The organism is Brevundimonas sp. 2YAF1 (assembly GCF_052114745.1).
In the GTDB taxonomy this organism is placed as follows: domain Bacteria; phylum Pseudomonadota; class Alphaproteobacteria; order Caulobacterales; family Caulobacteraceae; genus Brevundimonas.
Window position 1 is genome coordinate 181,150 of the sequence record NZ_JBFRFI010000002.1, and the last position, 18,629, is coordinate 199,778.

18 protein-coding genes are annotated in these 18,629 nt (G+C 67.9%); 3 read left to right on the forward strand and 15 right to left on the reverse strand.

The window, feature by feature from the left end; translation table 11 throughout:
- Nucleotides 1-24: 24 nt before the first annotated feature.
- The 8 genes from AB4Y68_RS03500 to AB4Y68_RS03535 all read right to left on the reverse strand — a co-directional run bounded on the left by AB4Y68_RS03500 (nt 25) and on the right by AB4Y68_RS03535 (nt 9,038).
- A complete protein-coding gene (locus AB4Y68_RS03500; RefSeq protein ID WP_441454123.1) occupies nt 25-1,176 on the reverse strand; it encodes a hypothetical protein in 1,152 nt (383 codons plus the stop codon).
- A 23-nt stretch (nt 1,177-1,199) separates the two neighbouring features.
- The gene (locus AB4Y68_RS03505; protein ID WP_441454432.1) at nt 1,200-1,499 is read right to left on the reverse strand and encodes a PadR family transcriptional regulator; all 300 of its coding nucleotides are present in this window, start codon (nt 1,497-1,499) and stop codon (nt 1,200-1,202) included.
- Between the two features lie 340 nt (nt 1,500-1,839).
- Nucleotides 1,840-4,494: an ABC transporter permease gene (locus tag AB4Y68_RS03510; protein ID WP_441454124.1), complete on the reverse strand. Its 2,655-nt coding sequence runs from the start codon at nt 4,492-4,494 to the stop codon at nt 1,840-1,842.
- Nucleotides 4,491-5,144: an ABC transporter ATP-binding protein gene (locus AB4Y68_RS03515; RefSeq protein ID WP_441454125.1), complete on the reverse strand. Its 654-nt coding sequence runs from the start codon at nt 5,142-5,144 to the stop codon at nt 4,491-4,493. Before AB4Y68_RS03515 ends, AB4Y68_RS03510 begins: the two co-directional genes overlap by 4 nt.
- A complete protein-coding gene (locus tag AB4Y68_RS03520; protein WP_441454126.1) occupies nt 5,137-5,811 on the reverse strand; it encodes an ABC transporter ATP-binding protein in 675 nt (224 codons plus the stop codon). Before AB4Y68_RS03520 ends, AB4Y68_RS03515 begins: the two co-directional genes overlap by 8 nt.
- On the reverse strand, nt 5,802-6,422 hold the full coding sequence (locus tag AB4Y68_RS03525; protein WP_441454127.1) for a hypothetical protein: 621 nt from the start codon (nt 6,420-6,422) through the stop codon (nt 5,802-5,804). Before AB4Y68_RS03525 ends, AB4Y68_RS03520 begins: the two co-directional genes overlap by 10 nt.
- Before the next feature lie 430 nt (nt 6,423-6,852).
- A complete protein-coding gene (locus AB4Y68_RS03530; protein ID WP_441454128.1) occupies nt 6,853-7,890 on the reverse strand; it encodes a M23 family metallopeptidase in 1,038 nt (345 codons plus the stop codon).
- Nucleotides 7,891-8,087: 197 nt separating this feature from the next.
- Nucleotides 8,088-9,038: a GlxA family transcriptional regulator gene (locus tag AB4Y68_RS03535; protein ID WP_441454129.1), complete on the reverse strand. Its 951-nt coding sequence runs from the start codon at nt 9,036-9,038 to the stop codon at nt 8,088-8,090.
- A 369-nt stretch (nt 9,039-9,407) separates the two neighbouring features.
- Between AB4Y68_RS03535 and AB4Y68_RS03540 the strand changes: the two genes are divergently transcribed.
- Both AB4Y68_RS03540 and AB4Y68_RS03545 read left to right on the forward strand, forming a co-directional pair.
- Entirely contained in the window at nt 9,408-9,824 is a 417-nt protein-coding gene (locus tag AB4Y68_RS03540) for a hypothetical protein (RefSeq protein ID WP_441454130.1), read from the forward strand.
- Nucleotides 9,825-10,066: 242 nt separating this feature from the next.
- On the forward strand, nt 10,067-12,721 hold the full coding sequence (locus tag AB4Y68_RS03545; RefSeq protein WP_441454131.1) for a M14 family zinc carboxypeptidase: 2,655 nt from the start codon (nt 10,067-10,069) through the stop codon (nt 12,719-12,721).
- 213 nt (nt 12,722-12,934) lie between these two features.
- On the opposite strand, the gene ybgC is transcribed toward AB4Y68_RS03545, so the two are convergent.
- The 7 genes from ybgC to AB4Y68_RS03580 all read right to left on the reverse strand — a co-directional run bounded on the left by ybgC (nt 12,935) and on the right by AB4Y68_RS03580 (nt 17,808).
- A complete protein-coding gene (ybgC, locus tag AB4Y68_RS03550) occupies nt 12,935-13,387 on the reverse strand; it encodes a tol-pal system-associated acyl-CoA thioesterase (protein WP_441454132.1) in 453 nt (150 codons plus the stop codon).
- Nucleotides 13,388-13,390: 3 nt separating this feature from the next.
- On the reverse strand, nt 13,391-13,792 hold the full coding sequence (locus AB4Y68_RS03555; RefSeq protein ID WP_441454133.1) for a hypothetical protein: 402 nt from the start codon (nt 13,790-13,792) through the stop codon (nt 13,391-13,393).
- Between the two features lie 243 nt (nt 13,793-14,035).
- Nucleotides 14,036-15,070: a Holliday junction branch migration DNA helicase RuvB gene (gene ruvB / locus AB4Y68_RS03560; RefSeq protein ID WP_441454134.1), complete on the reverse strand. Its 1,035-nt coding sequence runs from the start codon at nt 15,068-15,070 to the stop codon at nt 14,036-14,038.
- Nucleotides 15,071-15,254: 184 nt separating this feature from the next.
- Nucleotides 15,255-15,872, reverse strand: a complete 618-nt coding sequence (gene ruvA / locus AB4Y68_RS03565; protein ID WP_441454135.1) for a Holliday junction branch migration protein RuvA — start codon at nt 15,870-15,872, stop codon at nt 15,255-15,257.
- Nucleotides 15,869-16,387 (reverse strand): crossover junction endodeoxyribonuclease RuvC, encoded by a 519-nt coding sequence (gene ruvC, locus AB4Y68_RS03570; protein ID WP_441454136.1) that lies wholly within the window; start codon nt 16,385-16,387, stop codon nt 15,869-15,871. The genes ruvA and ruvC overlap by 4 nt, the downstream gene beginning before the upstream one ends.
- An 88-nt stretch (nt 16,388-16,475) precedes the next feature.
- Nucleotides 16,476-17,162: an MgtC/SapB family protein gene (locus tag AB4Y68_RS03575; protein ID WP_441454137.1), complete on the reverse strand. Its 687-nt coding sequence runs from the start codon at nt 17,160-17,162 to the stop codon at nt 16,476-16,478.
- A gap of 82 nt (nt 17,163-17,244) precedes the next feature.
- Nucleotides 17,245-17,808 carry an energy transducer TonB gene (locus tag AB4Y68_RS03580; RefSeq protein ID WP_441454138.1) on the reverse strand — a complete coding sequence of 188 codons (564 nt, stop codon included), beginning with the start codon at nt 17,806-17,808 and terminating at the stop codon, nt 17,245-17,247.
- 140 nt (nt 17,809-17,948) lie between these two features.
- Here AB4Y68_RS03580 and AB4Y68_RS03585 point away from each other — a divergent pair, with 140 nt between their 5' ends.
- The gene (locus AB4Y68_RS03585; RefSeq protein WP_441454139.1) at nt 17,949-18,629 is read left to right on the forward strand and encodes a hypothetical protein; all 681 of its coding nucleotides are present in this window, start codon (nt 17,949-17,951) and stop codon (nt 18,627-18,629) included.

Below are 18,629 nucleotides of genomic sequence, written 5' to 3' on the forward strand. Positions count from 1 at the left end.
CGGACATGACGGCGCCGGGTCGGATCAGGTCTCGGCGGTCGCGATGCGCCGCATCTGCCGCAGGATGTCGAGCGCCAGGCCCAGCATCAGCGCCGCCAGGACCCAACTGAGCACCGTCGACAGGGTCATGGCGGTGTCGACCACCACGCCGCGCCCGGCCTCGTTGATGGCGCGCAGAGCCTCCATGCTGAGGTTGGTCGGGCCGCCTTCGATGCGCGTCGTCTGGGCGCCTTGCGTCAGGACGAACCAACCCTCCGCCTGGAACAGCCGCCAGCCCAGCCACAGCCCCGCCGCCGCCAGCGGAATCTTGAGGAAGGCCCGCAACCGCACCGCGTGCGGCCAGATCAGGCCGGTCGCGTCCACGGCGATCCCCGCCACGGCCCAGGCCAGGATCGGCGCGAACAGGGCGCTCCAGATCGGCGCTGCCGTCACCACCACGTCGCCGCCCCTCATGCCGAAATTGTTCAGGCCGGCGATATGCAGGGCGCCGATCCACCACAGGACGAAAATCCCGCCCCCGATCAGCGACCACAGCGCCTCGGCCGCCGGCCCGGTTTGGACCCGCAGCCCCCAGACGCGCGTCCCGTCGGAGGACGCCTTGGCCGCCGCCGCCTTCACCCCGGCCCTGGCCGTCCTGGCGCCCGAGCCCATCGCCGCGCCCCAGGCCGCAGGATCAGCCAGACCAAAGGCCGGCAGGTCGCTGACCCGCCACTTCGTCAGCCAGCCCGGCTTGATGCCGTAGTGTTCCATGACCGCCCCGGCCAGGGTCAGCGCCCCCAGCAGGGTCAGCCCGCCGGAAAAGAAGCCGTGGAAGGCCTGGGCGATCGCCTGCCCGAAGTCGACCGGGTCCGTCATGACCCGCAGCAGCAGGACCAGCGCCTGCAACCCGGCGATCACGATCAATCCCGCCTTGGCCCCGAACAGCCAGTAGGGGAACAACTCAGGTCCAATGAGACTGTCCGGCCCCTTGCGATAGCGGGCGGCGACAACCAGCGGGTGGCCGATCTCATGCAGGATCGCCTCCTTCTCGACATCGCTCAGGGCCCGGCCCAGTTCCTCTTCGCGCGCCTCGACCCGGCTCAGGATCAGGTCGCGCAGTTCGGCGACGATGTCCTCGCGGTCCTCGACCGACAACTGGGCCGCGACGGCCTCCAGATAGCGTTCGATCACGTCCATGTTCGTCTCCCTCCCCCGAGATTTCACAGCATTCGATCCAGCGAGGCGTTGATGCCGCGCCATTCCTCGGTCAGGGCGGCCAGCAGGGCCTCGCCCCCGGGCGACAGAACGTAGAAGCGCTTTTTCCGCTTCTCCTCCTCGCGCCATTCGCTGGTCAGCAGGCCCTGGCCTTCCAGCCGCCGCAACAGCGGGTAGAGGGTGGATTCCTCCATCTCCAGCCCGTCCGCCGCCAGCGCCTGACGCAGGGTGTAGCCGTAGCGTTCGGTCCGCAGGCAGGCGAGCACCGCCAACACCAGCGACCCGCGCCGCAACTCCAGCCGCATCGTCTCGAACAGCGCCTTGTCCACGTCGGCTCGCCTCACTCACCTGTCGTCACATAGTGTGCGACATACAGTGTATGCGACATACTGTACGAGACTGTCAACGACCGTCGGTATCGTTGTCAGGACCAGTTAGCGCCGGCTCAAAACCACTTAAGAACGGCGCAACACGAGAATCATTCTCAACGCACTACTAAGCGGTACTCACCGAAGGTCTGCGGTGCGCCAATTGCAGAAGTTGGATCACATCCAAGAATGCGACATTCACCAAGCCAAACGGACGACACCCCGGCAGGGCTACGGACAGACGTTCCATCGGCCCAGCCCATCGTCATATCGCTCCTCAAATCGTCCGCAACGCCTCAATCGTCCCCCGCCGGGTGATGTTGAGCGCCGCCAGCACCGCGATCACGGTGGATAGGCACCCCGCCGCCGCGAGAACGAGCAGGTAGGGCCATGAGATCGCCAGAGACTGAGGCGGCGGGTCGAAGACGCCGGTCAGCATGGTGACCAGCATCTGGGCGATGCCGAAGCCCGTGGCGGTCCCGAGGATCATGCCGACGACCAGAACGATAAGCCCCTCCGTCCACAGAAACGCGCCGAGTTGTTTGCCGCTGGCCCCCAGGGCCGCCAGCACTGCGAAGTCGCGCCGCCGCTCGATCAGGCCCAATCCCAGCACCAGCCCGTTGGCGCCGGCGATCAGCAGGATCGCGAACGACAGTTCGATCCAGGTCAGTCCATGCAGGTCCACGGCGGTGAGGCTCGAACTGATGGTGCGTTGCACCGAGCCAAGATCCGTGACCTGAGCCCCGGGGAGCGACACGACCGCCCGCCGCACCGCCGCCGCAAGCTCGGTCGGCGGCGTCCTGCCCCGGATGAGCACGACTTCCCGGGCGGCGTCTCCTGTCTGCTGGGCGACATAGTCAGCGTTGGCGACGACGAAGGAATCATGAGGCGCGGTGGGGAATTCGCGAACGACGCCGATGAAGCGGAACGGCACGGGATGGTATTGATGGTCCGTCGCGCTCTGCAGGCGAAGGTTGATGACGTCGCCGACATGGAGCTGAAAATCGTTGACCGTCTCCTGGGACAGCAAGGCGCCGTCCCGCTGCGACGCGAGTTTCGCCATCGTTGCGCGAGCGTCCTTGTTGCCGAAGAAGGCGTTGGAGAGATCCGTGGCGTCGCCGATGGTGCGCGGATCGATGCCGTAAATGTCCTGAAGATCGTTGCCGACATAGGTAAATCGATGCGTCATCGCCCGCGCGGCGCTGACGCCGGGAACCTTGGCGATGTCCGCCAGGAGCCGACCGGCGGGATAGGCGGTGGATCCGGTGACGGTGACGTCGGCGCCGTTGGTGAGTTCGGCGTCCACATTCGACTGCACATTGTAGGTGGTGTTGAAGACCGCAGTGGAAACGGCGAACGAGAAGGCCAGGGTCGTCAGCACGACGCCGCGGGTGATGAGCCGCGCTTGTCGCGACACCGAGGCGGCCACGACCGGCGACATCGAACCGTTGATCGGTCTGAAGAGCCTCGCCACGAGAGGGCGCCCCATGACGAGCCCGTGCCGAAACAGGCGCGTTGTCAGGAGGCCGACGCCGATCCACAGCGCGAGCGGCGCGACGAAGGCTTCATAGGAGACCGACGTCTGCGCGACGCCTTCAGGGGCCAGCACGATCTGATAGCCGGACGCCGTGGCGCGCCAGTAGACGACGCCCGCGAGCGTGAGCAGGATCACGTCGATCCAGGTCTGCTCCCAGAAGGGCGTTTCGGCGCGACCGACGCGCGTTCGGCCCGCCTGGGCCGGCGGTATCCTGGCCTCCCGCCAGGCGGGGATGGCCACGGAGACCAGCGCCGTCAGAACGCCGACCCCCAGGGCCGCCCCGGTGACAACCGCCTGTCGGGGGCCAAGCGGAAGATCGACCATCCATCGGCTCACCGCCCAGACCAAGCCGAGCGCGATGACCGCCGCCAGCGCTGAAACGACCAGGGCCTCCAGCGATTGGAGTCTGAGGATGCGCGCCGTCGACGCGCCCCGCACGCGCAGCAAGGCCTGCTCCCGACGACGCCGATCCCCGCCCACGGCGCTGACCGCAAAGGTCAGGATGACCGCCAGGATCGCGCCCGGGAGGCCGAGGAAGAGAAACAGGACACGGGCATAGAGGGCGTCCTCTCGCACCCCGTCGAGCCGGGCTGCGAGATTGTCGCCGACGACGGCGGCGCCCGCGGCGCGGACCTCGAAATTGCGCGCCAACTGCTGCACGTGCACAAAGGCCGCGCCTGGGTCCGGCGGCAGGGCGTGATCGAGCCTGACGTGGAACTGGATGCGCGCGGCGCTGGCGGGACTCGTCGATTGCGCCCCGAACCACTGACGCCACGTCGCCATCGGCACGACCATGACATTGTCAGGCGGAGCCTGAGGCGCGGCGGCGGCGACGACGCCGACCGCCTGGAACAGGGAATCGGCTTGCGGCAGATCGATCACGCCGTCGATCCGCGCTGTGACCGGTGCCAGCCCCGTTCGCATGATCGAAACCGTGTCGCCGACGCCGACGTGAAGATTCGCGGCCGTCTGTTGCCCGATCAGGACGCCGTCCAAGCGACCGAGCATGGGCCGCATCTCGCCCGGGAAATCGGCCCAATAGCTCGGCGTGACGCCAAGAACCTTGCCCTCGCCTGTCGTCTGCGTCGTGCTGCCGCCGCTGGCGGTGAATCCCGACACCGTCGCATAACCGACCGGCTCAATGGTCCGTGCTCGAACGTCATGACGTAACAGTTGCTCGACGGCGTCGGGGCTGGCGCCGTTCGCGACCTCGACCTGCCAGTCCACCGGCACGTCGCCCAGCGCGCGCCGGGTCATCGTCGCCGCGCTGGAATCGATGAATAGCCCCAGGATCGCGAGCAGCGCGACGGTCAGGCTGATGCCGAGCGTCGCCGGCAGCATCTGGCCCGCGCGACGCCGAACAAGCCCGAACAGCCAGATCAGGCTCGCGCTCATGCCAGCACCCCGTGATTCATCCGCCACTGCGTCGCCATATGGGCGGCGACAAACGGGTCATGGGTGGCGACGACCAGCGCCGCGCCGGCGCCGCGCAGATGCAGTTCCATCAGGTCGAGCAGATGCGCTGCGGTCGCGTGGTCGAGTTGGCCGGTCGGTTCGTCGGCGAGGATCAGGTCCGGCCTCGTGACAAGGCTGCGGGCCATCGCCACGCGCTGAGACTGTCCGCCGGAAATTTCCTCGGGAAGCTTGTCGGCGATCGCGGTCAGCCCCAGCGCTTCGAGCATGGCCGAGGCCTCTCGTCTCGCCTCGGCGGCGTCCGTCCCGGCGAGAAGCCTCGGGACCTCGATGTTCTCAAGCACCGTGAGCGGCGACATCAGACTTTCGGACTGAAAGACGAAGGCGACCTTCGAGGGTCTCAGCCCATGCCGGTCGCCCAGTGCGGGCCAGCGCACGACGCCGCTGGTGGGTTCGTCGAGGCCGGCGAAAAGATGAAGGAGCGTGGACTTGCCGCTGCCGGAGGGACCGAGCAGGGCGATGCGATCACCGCGCTCGATCCGACAGGTCGCATGCTCAAGCGCCGTCACGCTTCCGCCCGCGCCCTCGAAGACACGGCCCGCATCGACGGCCTCGGCCAGCACCTCAGCCACGTGCGACCTTTCCGTCTTCGAGCCGCACGATACGGTCCGCGCGGCCAGCTATGGCTTCGCTGTGGGTGACGATGAGCGAGGCCCCGCCGTCCGCGCGGTGACGGTCGAAGATTGCGAGGACGCCCTGTTCGGTCTCGCTGTCGACTTCGCCCGTCGGCTCGTCGGCGATGATGATGGGCGGCCGGGGGGCCAGCACCACGGCCAGCCCAGCGCGTGACGCCTCCCCGCCGGAAAGCTGCGAGGGATAGGCGTGGCGGCGCGCGCCAATGCCCACGAGTTCGAGCACTTCGTCGATCCTCGCCTCGTCGCTCTGACCGGCGAACCTCATCTTGAGCGCCACGTTCTGTCGCACCGTGAGGTGATCGAACAGATTGCCGCTTTGCAGGAGAAGGCCGATCAACCTTGAACGGATCAGCGTGCGCGCCGCTTCGTCGCGGCGGGTCAGGCGCTCGCCGTTCACATAGACAAAGCCGCCGTCAGGCTCGTCCAGGCCAGCGAGGCAGGCCATCAGGGTCGATTTTCCACTCCCCGAAGGACCGACCACGGCGACCATCTCGCCGGGGTTCACAATCAGGCTCACGCCCCGGAGCGCGAGCGTCTCTTCGTCTCCGATGTGGTAGAATCGGTAGAGCTCCCGCGCTTCGATCGCCGGAGGCGCTACCGCCATCGGAAGCTGCGCGACATGCGGGTCCACTGATCGACGTTGTCCGCGCCCTGCGGGGCCCACAGCGTCAGCGTCGCCATCCGACCATTGTTGAAAAGGAGGAAAGCCTCGTTCTCAAGGCGCACGCGATTGTTGGTCACGGCGTTCGGTTCCGAGTTCGACGTGTAGCGGATGACGACGGCCTTCCCGGCCGGCAAGGCCACGGCGGACACGTCGGTGATGGTTACGGCGCGACCGGAGGCGATGATGCGCGCCGCTTCGCCGGCGCGCGCGCTGGCGACGGTTGGCGCGGCCGCCGCCGGAGCAACGGCGACGCTGACGCCGTCGAACCTCTGCACGAAGGAGGCGTCCGAGCCATTCTCCGTGCGCGACCACCCTTCGGGGACGTCAAGCCAGTATCCGCCGGCGACCGACTGATAGCTTACGAAGACCTGCGAGTCGGGAATGTCGCCGGGCGGGTCGATCTCGGGCGCGACGGCGCTCTCGGCTGGAGCGATGGGAGTTTCAACCTGAACCGCCGCAGGGGCTGATTCAGTCTGTTTCGCCGGTTCAGGCTGCCGCGGCGTACAGGCCGCCAGCGAGGCGAGTAGGACGATGGAAATCAGCCCGCGCATTGGCGCCTCGTGATTGGTGATCCGGGGGCCGATCACCCAGCACCAGAACCGTGTGATTTACCGAAATCGGCGCGTCGCTCGTAACGTCCAACGATTTGGATAGTTGCTCTTCGATCACGACGCTCGGCGGGATGTTCCCCTGACGCCAGCAGTCCGGTGATGATGGCGCCGGCCTACTGCGGAACAGCATCCCCACCAGCATCCGCGCCGTGACGAAGACGACGGCCAGATCGCGTAAGGACTTCCGTGTTCGGCATAGAGGCCGCCGGCACGAAGAAATCGCCGAGAAGCGGACCTTCCGATCGACTGTGATGAGTCAGGTTCAGCCATTCGACAGTGTTGCTAAAGCGCCAGGAGCGGTCGTTGGGCCCGTGCCGGAAAGGCGACGTACCGAACGCTAGATGGAGCAGCTACTTGCGCACAGCGTTGGTCAGGCGAAATCTATCCTTGCTTGGCTCATTGGCATCTCGCCACGTCGCTGCTCTCTTCGATTGCCGACCACTTCGCTGTAGGCGTCGATGACGTAGGGAACCCCCTCTGATCCAAGCAGACTTGGACCATCGGTCACCTGGAAATGAAGATGCGGCCAGCGGCTGTCGCCGGAATTCCCGATCGCGCCCAACGCCTGGCCCCTGCTTACGCGCTCGCCCGCCCGGACCTTCACGCTTCCGGGTTGCAGGTGCGCATAGGAGGCGAACAGTCCGTCGCCCAGATCAAGGGTCACGACGTTCCCGCCCGCTGAATCCATGGTGATCTCCAGCGCAGGCTCGAAGCCTTCACGGGTTCGCGGCCTGTTGTCCGGAAAACCATCAGTCGCCACGACGACGGTCGCATCTGCCACGGCAAGAACCGTCTGGCCATAGGCATGGTAGGCGCGCACGTCCGCTTCATCGCCGTCGAACCATCCGCCGCGTCGCTGCCGTTTCCAGTCGATCGCATAGCGCCGCGCGATGCGGGCGGCCCCATCCACCGCCAGCAAGCCGACGCGGTGATGATCGTCCGCCCCGGCGTTATTGGTCGGGACCCAATCGCTTCCCTTCAGGGGCGGTCCCAGCCGCCTCAGCGTCTGGCTCGGAACGACGTCGATCACCGGACCGGTCGTCATTTCTCGGACCGAACGCATCCGATGCCGCAGCCTCGCTGGCGCCGCGCTGACGCTGACGAGCCGTAGAAAAACGACGCAGCTGCGACCGCTACCGAGCATCAACCCGTCGCTGACCATCAGAGCGCCGAAACCGATCGGGCTAATCAACGCCTCCAGGCTCGCCCCCTCGAAGCCCGCCACCGTTGTGTTGGCGTTCGCGTCATGAATCTCGAGCTCGCTGAGCGGCAGCGGTCTGTTCCCGAAGTTGCGTAGATGCAACTCGTAGATCAGATACTCGCGACCGGAACTGGGGACCGCTGTCGGCGGAAACGGCACGCGCATCTCCAACTGCACCGATGGAAAATCCGCGGCCGGCTCGCCCAAGGTCGCCCCTGCGGGGATGCGCTCCATTCCGCAGGCGGGGCAGATCCCTGGCGAGGAAAACAACCGCCCATCCAGGGCGCAACCGCATGGGGCGCAGACATAGCCTCCGGACGGCGTGTTCGCCTCGGACAAGGCTGTGGCGGGCGCGCCCAGGGCCAAGGCGGTTCCCATCAGGACTGATCGCCTAGTACCAGAAATCATGTTTCATCTTTCGTTTGGAACCGATCGCGATAGTCGCTTGGCCTTACGCCGAGCCGGCGAGAGAAAACGCGTGCGAAGGCATCGTCGCTGCCGAACCCGAGGTCCGCTGCAATGACGCCAATCGGCTCATGTCGTCGTTCCAGCCGCGCTCGCGATGCGTCCAGTCGCAGGTCCTCGGCGTAGCGGGCCGGCGAGCGGCCGACCTGTTCCTTGAACCTGCGCGAAAACGTCCGGACGCTCATTGAAACCTTGGCCGCCAGAACCTCGACGCACTGATCCGCCCCGGGATTGGCCGCCATCCAGGCGATCAGGTCGGAGAAGCGGTCACCGCTCCTCATCTGCATCGACAGGGGCTGGGAAAACTGCGCCTGACCACCCGGCCGCTTGAGAAAAACCACCATCTCGCGGGCCACCTCCAGCGCCGCGCTCGGCCCGAAATCCTCCTCAGCGAGCGCGAGCGCCAAATCGATCCCCGCGGTGATCCCCGCAGATGTGTAGATGGGCCCGTCCTTGATGAAGATGGCGTCCGGGTTGAGGTCTATCGAGGGATATCGCTGCGCCAGATCGGCGACGAAGCGCCAGTGCGTCGTCGCACGGCGACCATCCAGCAGACCGGCCGCCGCCAAGGCATAGGCCCCGGTACAAACCGAAACGATGCGCCGGGCGTTTGGGGCCTGAGCCAGCACCCATCTGCTTGCCGCGTTCAGGGTGTCCGGGCTCCGTAGTCCTGAGCCGCCGGGGACAATGATAGTGTCGGCGGTCCCACTTTCCGAAACATCGGAATCCGCTTCGAAGACGATCCCCGTCTCCGACGAGAAGCGCCGCCCCTGGAGCCCTACCAGGCGGACCTCATAGGCGGGTCGACCCGCTGCCTGTACGCTGGCGAGCGCTTCCAGGGGGCCGACGAGATCCAGCGCCTGCACCCCGTCGAACCCGAGGATCTGCACCGATAACTTTGGAGGGGCGGGCCAACTCATGCCGCAGAGCTAGCGCCGCCCCGGCCTGGCGCAAACCCCAATCTTCCGACCTTTTAGGCCATATCGCTCAGTGCGACCTTGCCTGTGTTGACGATCAGAATTTCAACGAAGGAGCCGAGGCCAACAGCGGACTCTTCCAATGTCTCAGACGAGTCAGATGCGGCGGTAGCCAACGGGTGTCGCAAATGCGCCAACAGCGGTCACCCGTACCATGCCGCAAACACGACATTCCGCGCGTGTGCCGAAGGTCCGCTTTCGGGCGCGGTGCCTTTTTCGCAAACCGACCCATTGCGGACATCCGATCTATGCCGCGCGACGTAGGTCTGTGAGAATGGGTTCATGAGCACCAGCGAGCGAGACGCCATCTGCAAAATGACGGGGCAAGCACTTCCATCCGTGAAGCACGGCTCCTTGCGTATATGGGGACAGTTTTTCGGTCGACCCTACGACAATGACCACAGAGTTGTTGGGTGTGATTCACTGCCCGATGGCGTCCGGTTCCGGTTTAACGAAGGGGAAACGCTCACCATCTGGCATCCTTCCAGATACAGCATCGACCACAATCGTTTTGAGATACTCGGCGCGTCTCGCGTTCGCTGGGAGTGGTTCTACTATGGGAGAGAGAAACTGCCTCAAAACCTTTTCTATATCGAGTATGTGGCCTCGGGCGATACCGCCGACATCCAGACCAATGTCGATTGGTTTCCTATTCCGACTGCGGTGCGCCGCGACGGGCCTGCAGCAGAGTTGCTCTGAACTTAGGACCGCTTCCCACCCATAGCTGACGTTTGCAGCGTCCGCTTTCTGGCGTGGAAGCCGATGTCCGCTTTCAGCGTCGAAGCCGAGGCCCGCACCCGACCCTCACGAGACGTTGGGCAGGCCCGCTTCGAGCAAGGTCGAACGGGTAAATTGCGCCGCTCCTAACTGGTCCTGACAGCCCCGCCTTCCCTTCCTGGCGAAACGGCGGTTAAGCTGCTCGTCACCAGGGGGAAGTTCTCATGTCACGTCGTCTCGCCGCGCGTCCTTTGCTCGCGCTCAGTCTTGTTCTGGCCGCCTCGGCCACGCCCGTTCTGGCGCGGCAGACGCCGCCGACGCAGGAGGCCGTGCTGGGTCATGCGCCGGGCGCGCGCATCACCCGCGCCGCCGAGGTGCGCCGCTATTTCGAGGCCCTGCGCGCCTCGGCGCCGGACCGCATGGTCATCGGCGACTACGCCACGACCTGGGAAGGCCGCCCCCTGTTCTGGGCCGCCGTCGGCTCGCCCGCCAACATCGCCCGGCTGGATGCGATCAAGGCCGCGACCCGGGCGCTCGGCGATCCGCGCCGCACCTCGCCGGACCAGGCCCGCGCCCTGATCGCCGACACCCCGGTCATCGTCTGGATGGCCTATTCGGTGCACGGCAACGAGATCAGTCCCGCCGACGCCGCCATGGCCGCCGCGCGCCGCCTGATGGACGCCTCCGACGCCGAGGCGCAGGGCTGGATGCAGAACGCCGTGGTCGTCTTCGTCCCGACCCAGAACCCCGACGGACGCGAGCGCTTCATCAACGGCTTCGAGGCGGGCCTCGGCCTTCAGCCCAACCCCGACCCCCTGTCGGCCGAACGCTCCGAGCCCTGGCCGTCGGGCCGCTATAACCACAACCTGTTCGACCTGAACCGCGACTGGTTCATCCAGTCCCAGCCGGAAACCCAGGGCCACGCCGCCCTGATCCGCGACTGGCGGCCCCAGGTGGTGGTCGATTCCCACGAGATGGGCACGGACTCGAGCTTCTTCTTCCCGCCCGAGGCCCAGCCGCTGAACCCCTGGATCTACCCCCCGATCCTCGACGCCCGCGAACGCTTCGGCCGCAACAACGGGGCGCGCTTCGACCAGGCCGGGCTGAACTATTTCACGCGCGAGACCTTCGACGCCTTCTACCCCGGCTACGGCGACGGCTGGCCGGCCTACTTCGGCGCCGTCTCCATGACCTATGAGCAGGGCTCCGCGCGCGGCCTGATGGCGCGCCGCCGCACGGGCGAGGTCATCACCTACGCCGACACGGTCAAGGGCCACCTGACCGCCACCCTGTCGACCATCGAGACCGCCGCCCGCGACCGCGAGCGGCTGCTGAGCGACTTCTACGCCTTCCACCGCGACGGGATCGCGGGCGGACGCGGCGCCTATGTCATTTCCCGCTCCGGCGCCGCCGACCCGGCCGCCGCCGACAAGCTGGCGGGGCTGCTGGTCCGCTCAGGGCTAGAAGTCGGTCGCGCGACGGCGTCCTTCTCCGCCTGCGGTCAGAATTATCGCGCCGGCGACTATGTGGTGAACCTGTCCCAGCCCCAGCGCCGCATGGCCGAGACCCTGCTGGCCAGGGACGTGCCGCTGGACCCGAAATTCCTGGCCGAACAGGAGGCCCGCCGCGCGCGCGGCCTGGGCGACGAGATCTACGATCTGACCGGCTGGTCCATGCCGCTGCTGTTCAACGTCCCGACCCAGAAGTGCGCCGGCGCGCCCTCGGTCCAGACCACGGCGGTCGGCCCCGAACTGATCCGCCCGGTCGCGGTGGCCGGGGCGGAGGCGACCTATGGCTATGCGATCAATCCGGGCACTGCGGGGATGCGCTTCCTGACCGCCGCCCTGAAAGAGAAGCTGCCGGTCCGCTCGATCGAGAAGCCCTTCACCCTGGACGGCAAACCCTATGCGGGCGGCGCCTTCATCGTGCCGCGCGCCGGCTCGCCCGCCGATCTGGACGAGCGCGTGCACCGCATCGCCGCCGCCAGCGGGGCCGAGGTCACAGCCCTGGCCACCTCCTGGGTTTCCAGCGGTCCCAACGTCGGCTCGGACGAGGCGACCCTCATCAAGGCCCCGCGCGTGGCCATGGCCTGGGACGACCCGACCGACGCCGAGTCCGCCGGGTCGATCCGGCATATTCTCGAGCGCGAATACGGCTGGCCGGTCACGGCGGTGCGCACCCGTCGCCTGTCGGGCGCCGACCTCAGCCGCTATCAAGTGCTGATCCTGCCCTCGGGCGGAAACTACGAGAAGATCCTGGGCGAGGACGGCGTCGCCAATCTGCGCGCCTGGGTCCGGAACGGCGGCGTCCTGATCGGCGTCGGCTCGGCCACCCGTCTGCTGACGGATCCCGACGCCAAGCTGTTGGACAGCCGCCGCGAGACGGCCGTCGACCCCGACGGCGACAAGAAGGCCGAGGGCTCCGGCGCCACCGTCGCCGGAACCGAAATCCCCTCGGACGCCGACTATCTGGATCGCACCGGCCACCACGGCGGCTCGCCCGATTCCGTGGCCGGGGTTCTGGCCCACGCCGTCGTGGATCAGGAGCACTGGCTGGGCGCCGGCGTCGCGCACGAGCTCAGCGTCATGGTGCGCGGCTCGGACATCTACACGCCCCTGACCCGCGACCAGGGCACCAACGTCGTGCGCCTGGCCGGGCCCGACAGCGTCCTCGCCTCGGGTCAGCTCTGGGCCGAGAACCGTCGCCAGCTGGCCTACAAGCCCGTCGCCATGGCCTCCGAACTCGGCCGCGGCCAGGTCGTCGCCTTCACCCAGGACGTCACCATGCGCGCCTTCCTCGAAGGCCTGAAGCCGCTCTTCCTCAACGCCGTCTTCCGCGGCCCCGCCCACGCCTCGGGCGGCAACGGCGAGGACCGGTGACACTCCGCTCCCCTGGCGGGAGCGCGCGCCCAAGCAACCGAAGGCGGCAGCGTGAAAGACCCTTCTCCCCTGGCGGGAGCGCGCGCTCAAGCAGCCGAAGGCGTTAGCGTGAGCGGAGCGAGGTCGGATGAGGGGTTGCACGACGCTCAACTGGCCGACGTCATCCGGCGTGGCCAAACCCCTCATCCGGCCCCTCAAGGGGAGAAGCGAAGTTTACGCCCCCTCCCCCGCCAACCACGGCGTCACCAGCTCGACCAACCGCTTCGTCGGCCGCCTCGGACGCCCGTCCAGATGGATGCAGACCGCCGTCACATCGGCCCGGCACAGCACCTCGCCGGCGCGCTCGACCGTCTGGCGGATCATCAGGCGCGGGCCCTTGATGGCCTCATAGCGGGTCCGCACCACCAGCGCGTCGTCGATCCGCGCCGGCTTGGCGTACTTGATGTTCATCTCGGCCACGACAAAGGCCAGCGGCTCGTCCTGCTCCAGCAGTTCGACGTGTCCGACGCCCGCCAGCCGCAGGAAATCCGACCGCCCGCGCTCGAAATAGCGGACATAGTTGGCGTGATAGACCAGACCGGTGAAGTCCGTGTCCTCGTAATAGACTCGCACCGGCAGCAGGTGATCCTGCCCGTCGAAGCGGCCGGCGGTGGGAAGGTCGGTCATCGGTCAGCCCTGAACGGAATTCGTCACCGAGGCCTTAGCCGTCGGTCGAGGCGGATTGAAGCCGGGACAGAACTGGGCCTTCATTTCCGCGAACTCGGCCCCCAGGGGATCGTCGCCCATCAGGATGCGATTGGGCCGCGAAACAAAGGCGACCGCCCGCCGCTCGCCTGCGAACCCGGCGTAACCGCAGACGGCGCGGCGCTTGCCGTTCTCCAGATACCGCACCTCGGCGCCCGGCCCCATCTGGGCCTTGACCTGCATCAGCGCCCGCTCGGCCGGCGTCGCCTGCTTCGGCCCGAACCGCGCGCCCTGGCTCAGGGCGAAGACGCTGATCCCGGCCAGCAGCAGCACCGCTGCGCCCAGCAGGATGATCGCCCGGTCCGTCCTGATCCCCTCTCGCGCCATCGCCGGTCTCCTCCACGCGCAGCATGGCCGGGTTTACCGAGCGGGTGAAGCCCTTTGGCGAGCCGCTTGCGCTTCCCTTCTCCCCTTGCGGGAGAAGGTGGCAGCCCTCGGGCTTGTCCCGGGGGATGACGGATGAGGGGTGCGAGGAGATTCCTACACCGCCTCACGTCTGAACGCCCCGCCGACACCCCTCATCCGGCCCTGACGGGCCACCTTCTCCCTCAAGGGGAGAAGGAAGAAGGCCTACTTCCCGAACAGATCCACCGGCGGCGCGACCGGCGTCCTCGGCGCCTCCAGCCCCAGATGCTCATAGGCGCGCGCACAGGCCATCCGCCCGCGCGGCGTGCGCTGGATGAAGCCCTGCTGCAGCAGATAGGGCTCGATCACGTCCTCGACCGCGTCGCGCGCCTCGGCGATGGCTGCCGCCAGCGTGTCCATGCCCACCGGCCCGCCGCCGTAGTTCTCGATCAGGGCCTTGAGGAAGCGCCGGTCCAGGCTGTCCAGCCCGGCCTCGTCGACCTCCAGACGGGCCAAGGCCCGCGCCGCCGCCAGACGGTCGATGGTCGCCGCCCCTTCCGCGTCGGCGAAGTCGCGCACCCGGCGCAGCAGGCGCCCGGCGATGCGCGGCGTGCCCCGCGCCCGGCGCGCGATCTCCATCGCTCCGTCGTCGCTGATGGCCACGCCCATCTTGCGCGCCGCGCCGCGGATCACCGCCGTCAGTTCCTCCGGCGAATAGAATTCCAGCCGCAGCGGAATGCCGAACCGGTCGCGCAGCGGCGTGGCCAGCAGCCCCGCCCGCGTTGTCGCCCCGACCAGGGTGAAGGGCGCCAGGTCGATGCGCACGCTGCGCGCCGACGGCCCCTCGCCGATGATCAGGTCCAGCACATGATCCTCCATCGCCGGATAGAGGATCTCCTCCACCAGCGGGGACATGCGGTGAATCTCGTCGATGAACAGGACGTCGCGCGGTTCCAGATTGGTCAGGATCGCCGCCAGATCGCCGGCCTTGGCCAGGATCGGGCCTGACGTGGCCCGAAAGCCCACGCCCAGCTCGCGCGCCACGATCTGCGCCAGCGTGGTCTTGCCCAGCCCGGGCGGCCCGAACAGCAGGACGTGGTCCAGCGCCTCCGACCGGCCGCGCGCCGCGTCGATAAAGACCTTCAGATTGCCCTTGGCCTGCTGCTGACCGACGAACTCGTTCAGCGTCTGCGGCCGCAGAGCGCGGTCATGCTGCTCGCCGGGCGCGGCGTCGCCGGAGATGATGCGGTCGTCGGTCATTTGGCCCTTCTCCCCTTGCGGGAGAAGGTGGCAGCCCTCGACTTGATCGAGGGCTGCCGGATGAGGGGTCGCGCCGGGGCCAACGACAGCCGGCTTTGATCAGAGGTCGCGAAACCCCTCATCCGACCTTGCTCCGCTCGGCCACCTTCTCCCGCAAGGGGAGAAGGATCAACGCTCGCCCCCCTCACCGCCCCAGCTCCTGCAGGCCCGCGCGGATCACCGCCGGCAGCTCCGCCTCGTCGCCCAGCCGGATCAGCGCCTGATCCACCGCCCGGCGCGCGTTGATCTCGGCGATGCCCAGCCCCAGCAGGGCGGCGACCGCCTCGCCCGTCACGCTCGGCGGCGGCGGGGCGGCGACGGCGTGGACGCCCGGCGCGTTCGGAGCGAAATGCCCGTCGCCCAGGGCCTTGCCCTTCAGTTCGGTGACGATACGCAGGGCCAGCTTCGGCCCCACGCCGTTGGCGCGGCCGACCGCCGCCTTGTCCTCGCGCGCCACGGCGCTGGCCAGTTCGCCCGGCGGCAGCACGTCCAGCACGCTCAGCGCCGCCTTCGGCCCCACGCCCTGAATGGCCAGCAGCACGGTGAAGGCCCGCCGCTCGTCGCGCGTCAGGAAGCCATAGAGACGCGGCCCCGCGTCCTCGCTCCACTGGCTATGGATATAGAGGGTCGTCTCGTCGCCCGGCGCCGGCAGACGCCCCAGCGTCCGCGCCCCGCAGACGGCGACATAGCCCACCCCGCCGCAGTCGATCAGGCATTCCGCCTCCCCGACCTCGGCCAGAACCCCGCGCAACCGCCCGATCATGCCGCGCCCCTCAAACTCGCATTCAGACTCAAGGACCGCCGATGGTGCGCATGGGTGATCGCCACCGCCAGCGCATCCGCCGCGTCGGCCTTCACCTCGCCCGCCGCGGGCAGCAGCCGCTTGATCATGAAGGCCACCTGGCTCTTGTCCGCCTGTCCGGCGCCGACCACGGCCTTCTTGACCAGGCTGGGGGCGTATTCCGCCACGCTCAGGCCCGCCCGCGCCGGGGCCAGCATGACCGCCGCCCGCGCATGACCCAGCTTCAGCGTCGAGGCCCCGTTCATATTGACGAAGACCTCCTCGATCGCCGCCTCGTCGCAGCTGTAGGCCGCGCAGATCTCGCCCACCTGCTCCAGCAGATGCAGCAGCCGCTCGGGGAAGGGCGCCTTCTCGGGCGGGGCCACCACCCCGTGCGCGATCCAGCGCAGGCGGCTGCCCTCGCTTTCGATCACGCCCCAGCCGGTGCGGCGCAAACCGGGGTCCAGCCCCAGGATTCGAGTCGATACGTTCGTCATTCGTTCTAGTCATGCCCCAAACGAGGTTGACGAACAATGACCGGCCTCGATCTTCGCCCTCTCCTCCCCACGCGTGGGGAGGAGAAACTCAATCGTCCCTGGGCATGACCGAGAACCCCGCCAGCCCGGTCTGCTGACCCAGCCGCGTCGACAGGCCAGCGACGTTCAGCGGCATCGGCCCGCGCGCCTTGATATGGTGTTCGTGGAACAGGCCGTCGTGGCTGACCACGTGGCCGATGCGCACGGCTCTCAGCCCGCTGTCGTCCAGCAAGGCGCGCAGGGTCGGCTCGCCCGGAACCGCCTCCCGCATCCAGCGCAGGGTCACGTCCATCACCCCGACGTGCGGCAGGCGGGCGTCGAGGAATCTCAGGATGGCCAGCACCAGCAGGGTCGCGCCCCCGGCGATCAGCCCCAGGTCCCACATGCCCACGCCGAACATCACCCCGACCGCCGAGGTGGTCCACAGCGACGCCGCCGTGGTCAGGCCGTGGACCGAAAAGCCTTCGCGGAAGATCACCCCGGCGCACAGGAAGCCGATGCCGGTCAGGATACCGTGCGCCATCCGCGTCGGGTCGATCACCAGCCTCTGATCCGGCAGGAGGGCGAAACCCCAGGACGACTGGTGCATGGCCGCCAGCATCAGCACGCACGAGGTCATGCAGACCAGGATATGAGTGCGGAACCCGGCCGGATGCCCGTGATAGGTCCGCTCGATCCCGATCAGACCGCCCGCCGTCATGGCCGCCGCCACCGGCGCGATCAGCCCCCAATCCATCACCATATCCGTCCCTCGAACTGCACAGGACCGGCCACCGTGAACCGCGCCGTCGCCCCCGGCAAGACCGCCGTTTTCGCGCTCAATCCAAATGATAGCGGGTGGTGAACTCGATCGCGCTCTGCCTCGGCGCCCCGTCGACGGTTCGAGGCCGAACCCGCGCCCGTTCCGCCGCCTTGACCGTCTCACGCCCGAAGCCGACGCCTCGAGGCCGCTCCTCCTTGACCTTGCAGTCGAAAACGGAGCCATCCTCGCCCGTCCGACACCGGACCCTGGTCACCCCTTCCATCTTGCCCAACAGCATCGCCATATTGGGGTAGACAGGCTGCGGCTGGATCTCCCATTCGGGATTGACGATCACCACGGGCCGATCTCCCGATCCCCCAGGCTTCGTCTCGCCCCTGACTTCGCCTTCTCCGTCCGACGGCGGCGCCTGACGCACCTGCAACAGACCCTCGGGCGTCGAGACCTCGGGCGCAGCGGGCGCCAGAACCTCCCACTCGACCTGCGCGCCCTCCAGCGCCCAAGCGACGCCCCAGGCCGCAGCCGCCATCACGACCACACATCCGATCCAAACCGCAGGCTCGACCCACCTCTGCCCTTGCGGGCCGCCCGCCATGTCCGGCTGGTCTTCTTCCGTTGTCATGCCGCCCCCTTTGAGGCGCGCAACCTAGCGCCGCGTCCGTCCCACACAAGCCGGCCCCTGCCGATGGTCCGGCTCCGCTTGCTGCTTCAAGCGTCGAGGCGCATCCTCCGCCGATCTGCGATACTCGAAAGGAAGCCGCCATGCGCGTCGCCCTCTTTGTCGCCTCCCTCGCCGGCCTGGGCCTTGGCCTCTCCGCCGCCGTGACGACGCCCGCCGCCGCCTTCCAGGAGGAGACGCGAGAGCAGTTCATGGAGCGCTGCAGCATGGCCCTGGCCGAAACCGTCGGCATGGAGAGCTATGCCGAGGGCGCCTGCGCCGAGAAATGGGCGACCGTCAATCGCGCCAATCCGATGGTCGACGCGATCCTGTCGGTCTTCGTCGCCGGAACCCCGTCCTCGCTCGACCCGGCCGACGTGCAGCGGCGGGCGTCGATCGTCCGCTGGACTTCGCCGTCAGAGGGTCAGTTGTCGGGCCTCGATGTCGAGGTCACGCGCACGCCGACGACGCGGATCATCTTCAACTGGTCGGCGACGGGGGAGCCCGGGCCCTATGATCCGGTCGAGGCGCTGCGGGTGCGCCGCGCCCGTGTCGATCCCATCGGCTGCTACGCGCCGGGCGACGGCGAATCGAACAGCGTCTGGCGCGTGGAAGCGCCCGGCCATGTCCCCTTCGCCCTCAGCGTCTATCGCCACGAGGCGCCCACGGCCTCGGCCATGTCCACCCTCGTCGTGAGCGCCGATGCCGAGCGCAACATCCCGACGCTCGGCGACCTCAGAGCCGCCGAGCCGGGTCAGGACTGGATGGAGACCTGCCCCGTCTAG

Excerpts from the sequence above, each read along its gene's own strand:
- AB4Y68_RS03500 (WP_441454123.1), bottom strand. The coding sequence starts at position 1,176 with ATGGACGTGATCGAACGCTATCTGGAGGCCGTCGCGGCCCAGTTGTCG.
- AB4Y68_RS03505 (WP_441454432.1), bottom strand. The coding sequence starts at position 1,499 with ATGCGGCTGGAGTTGCGGCGCGGGTCGCTGGTGTTGGCGGTGCTCGCC.
- AB4Y68_RS03510 (WP_441454124.1), bottom strand. The coding sequence starts at position 4,494 with ATGAGCGCGAGCCTGATCTGGCTGTTCGGGCTTGTTCGGCGTCGCGCG.
- AB4Y68_RS03520 (WP_441454126.1), bottom strand. The coding sequence starts at position 5,811 with ATGGCGGTAGCGCCTCCGGCGATCGAAGCGCGGGAGCTCTACCGATTC.
- AB4Y68_RS03525 (WP_441454127.1), bottom strand. The coding sequence starts at position 6,422 with ATGCGCGGGCTGATTTCCATCGTCCTACTCGCCTCGCTGGCGGCCTGT.
- AB4Y68_RS03540 (WP_441454130.1), top strand. The coding sequence starts at position 9,408 with ATGAGCACCAGCGAGCGAGACGCCATCTGCAAAATGACGGGGCAAGCA.
- AB4Y68_RS03545 (WP_441454131.1), top strand. The coding sequence starts at position 10,067 with ATGTCACGTCGTCTCGCCGCGCGTCCTTTGCTCGCGCTCAGTCTTGTT.
- ybgC (WP_441454132.1), bottom strand. The coding sequence starts at position 13,387 with ATGACCGACCTTCCCACCGCCGGCCGCTTCGACGGGCAGGATCACCTG.
- AB4Y68_RS03555 (WP_441454133.1), bottom strand. The coding sequence starts at position 13,792 with ATGGCGCGAGAGGGGATCAGGACGGACCGGGCGATCATCCTGCTGGGC.
- ruvB (WP_441454134.1), bottom strand. The coding sequence starts at position 15,070 with ATGACCGACGACCGCATCATCTCCGGCGACGCCGCGCCCGGCGAGCAG.
- ruvA (WP_441454135.1), bottom strand. The coding sequence starts at position 15,872 with ATGATCGGGCGGTTGCGCGGGGTTCTGGCCGAGGTCGGGGAGGCGGAA.
- ruvC (WP_441454136.1), bottom strand. The coding sequence starts at position 16,387 with ATGACGAACGTATCGACTCGAATCCTGGGGCTGGACCCCGGTTTGCGC.
- AB4Y68_RS03575 (WP_441454137.1), bottom strand. The coding sequence starts at position 17,162 with ATGGATTGGGGGCTGATCGCGCCGGTGGCGGCGGCCATGACGGCGGGC.
- AB4Y68_RS03580 (WP_441454138.1), bottom strand. The coding sequence starts at position 17,808 with ATGACAACGGAAGAAGACCAGCCGGACATGGCGGGCGGCCCGCAAGGG.
- AB4Y68_RS03585 (WP_441454139.1), top strand. The coding sequence starts at position 17,949 with ATGCGCGTCGCCCTCTTTGTCGCCTCCCTCGCCGGCCTGGGCCTTGGC.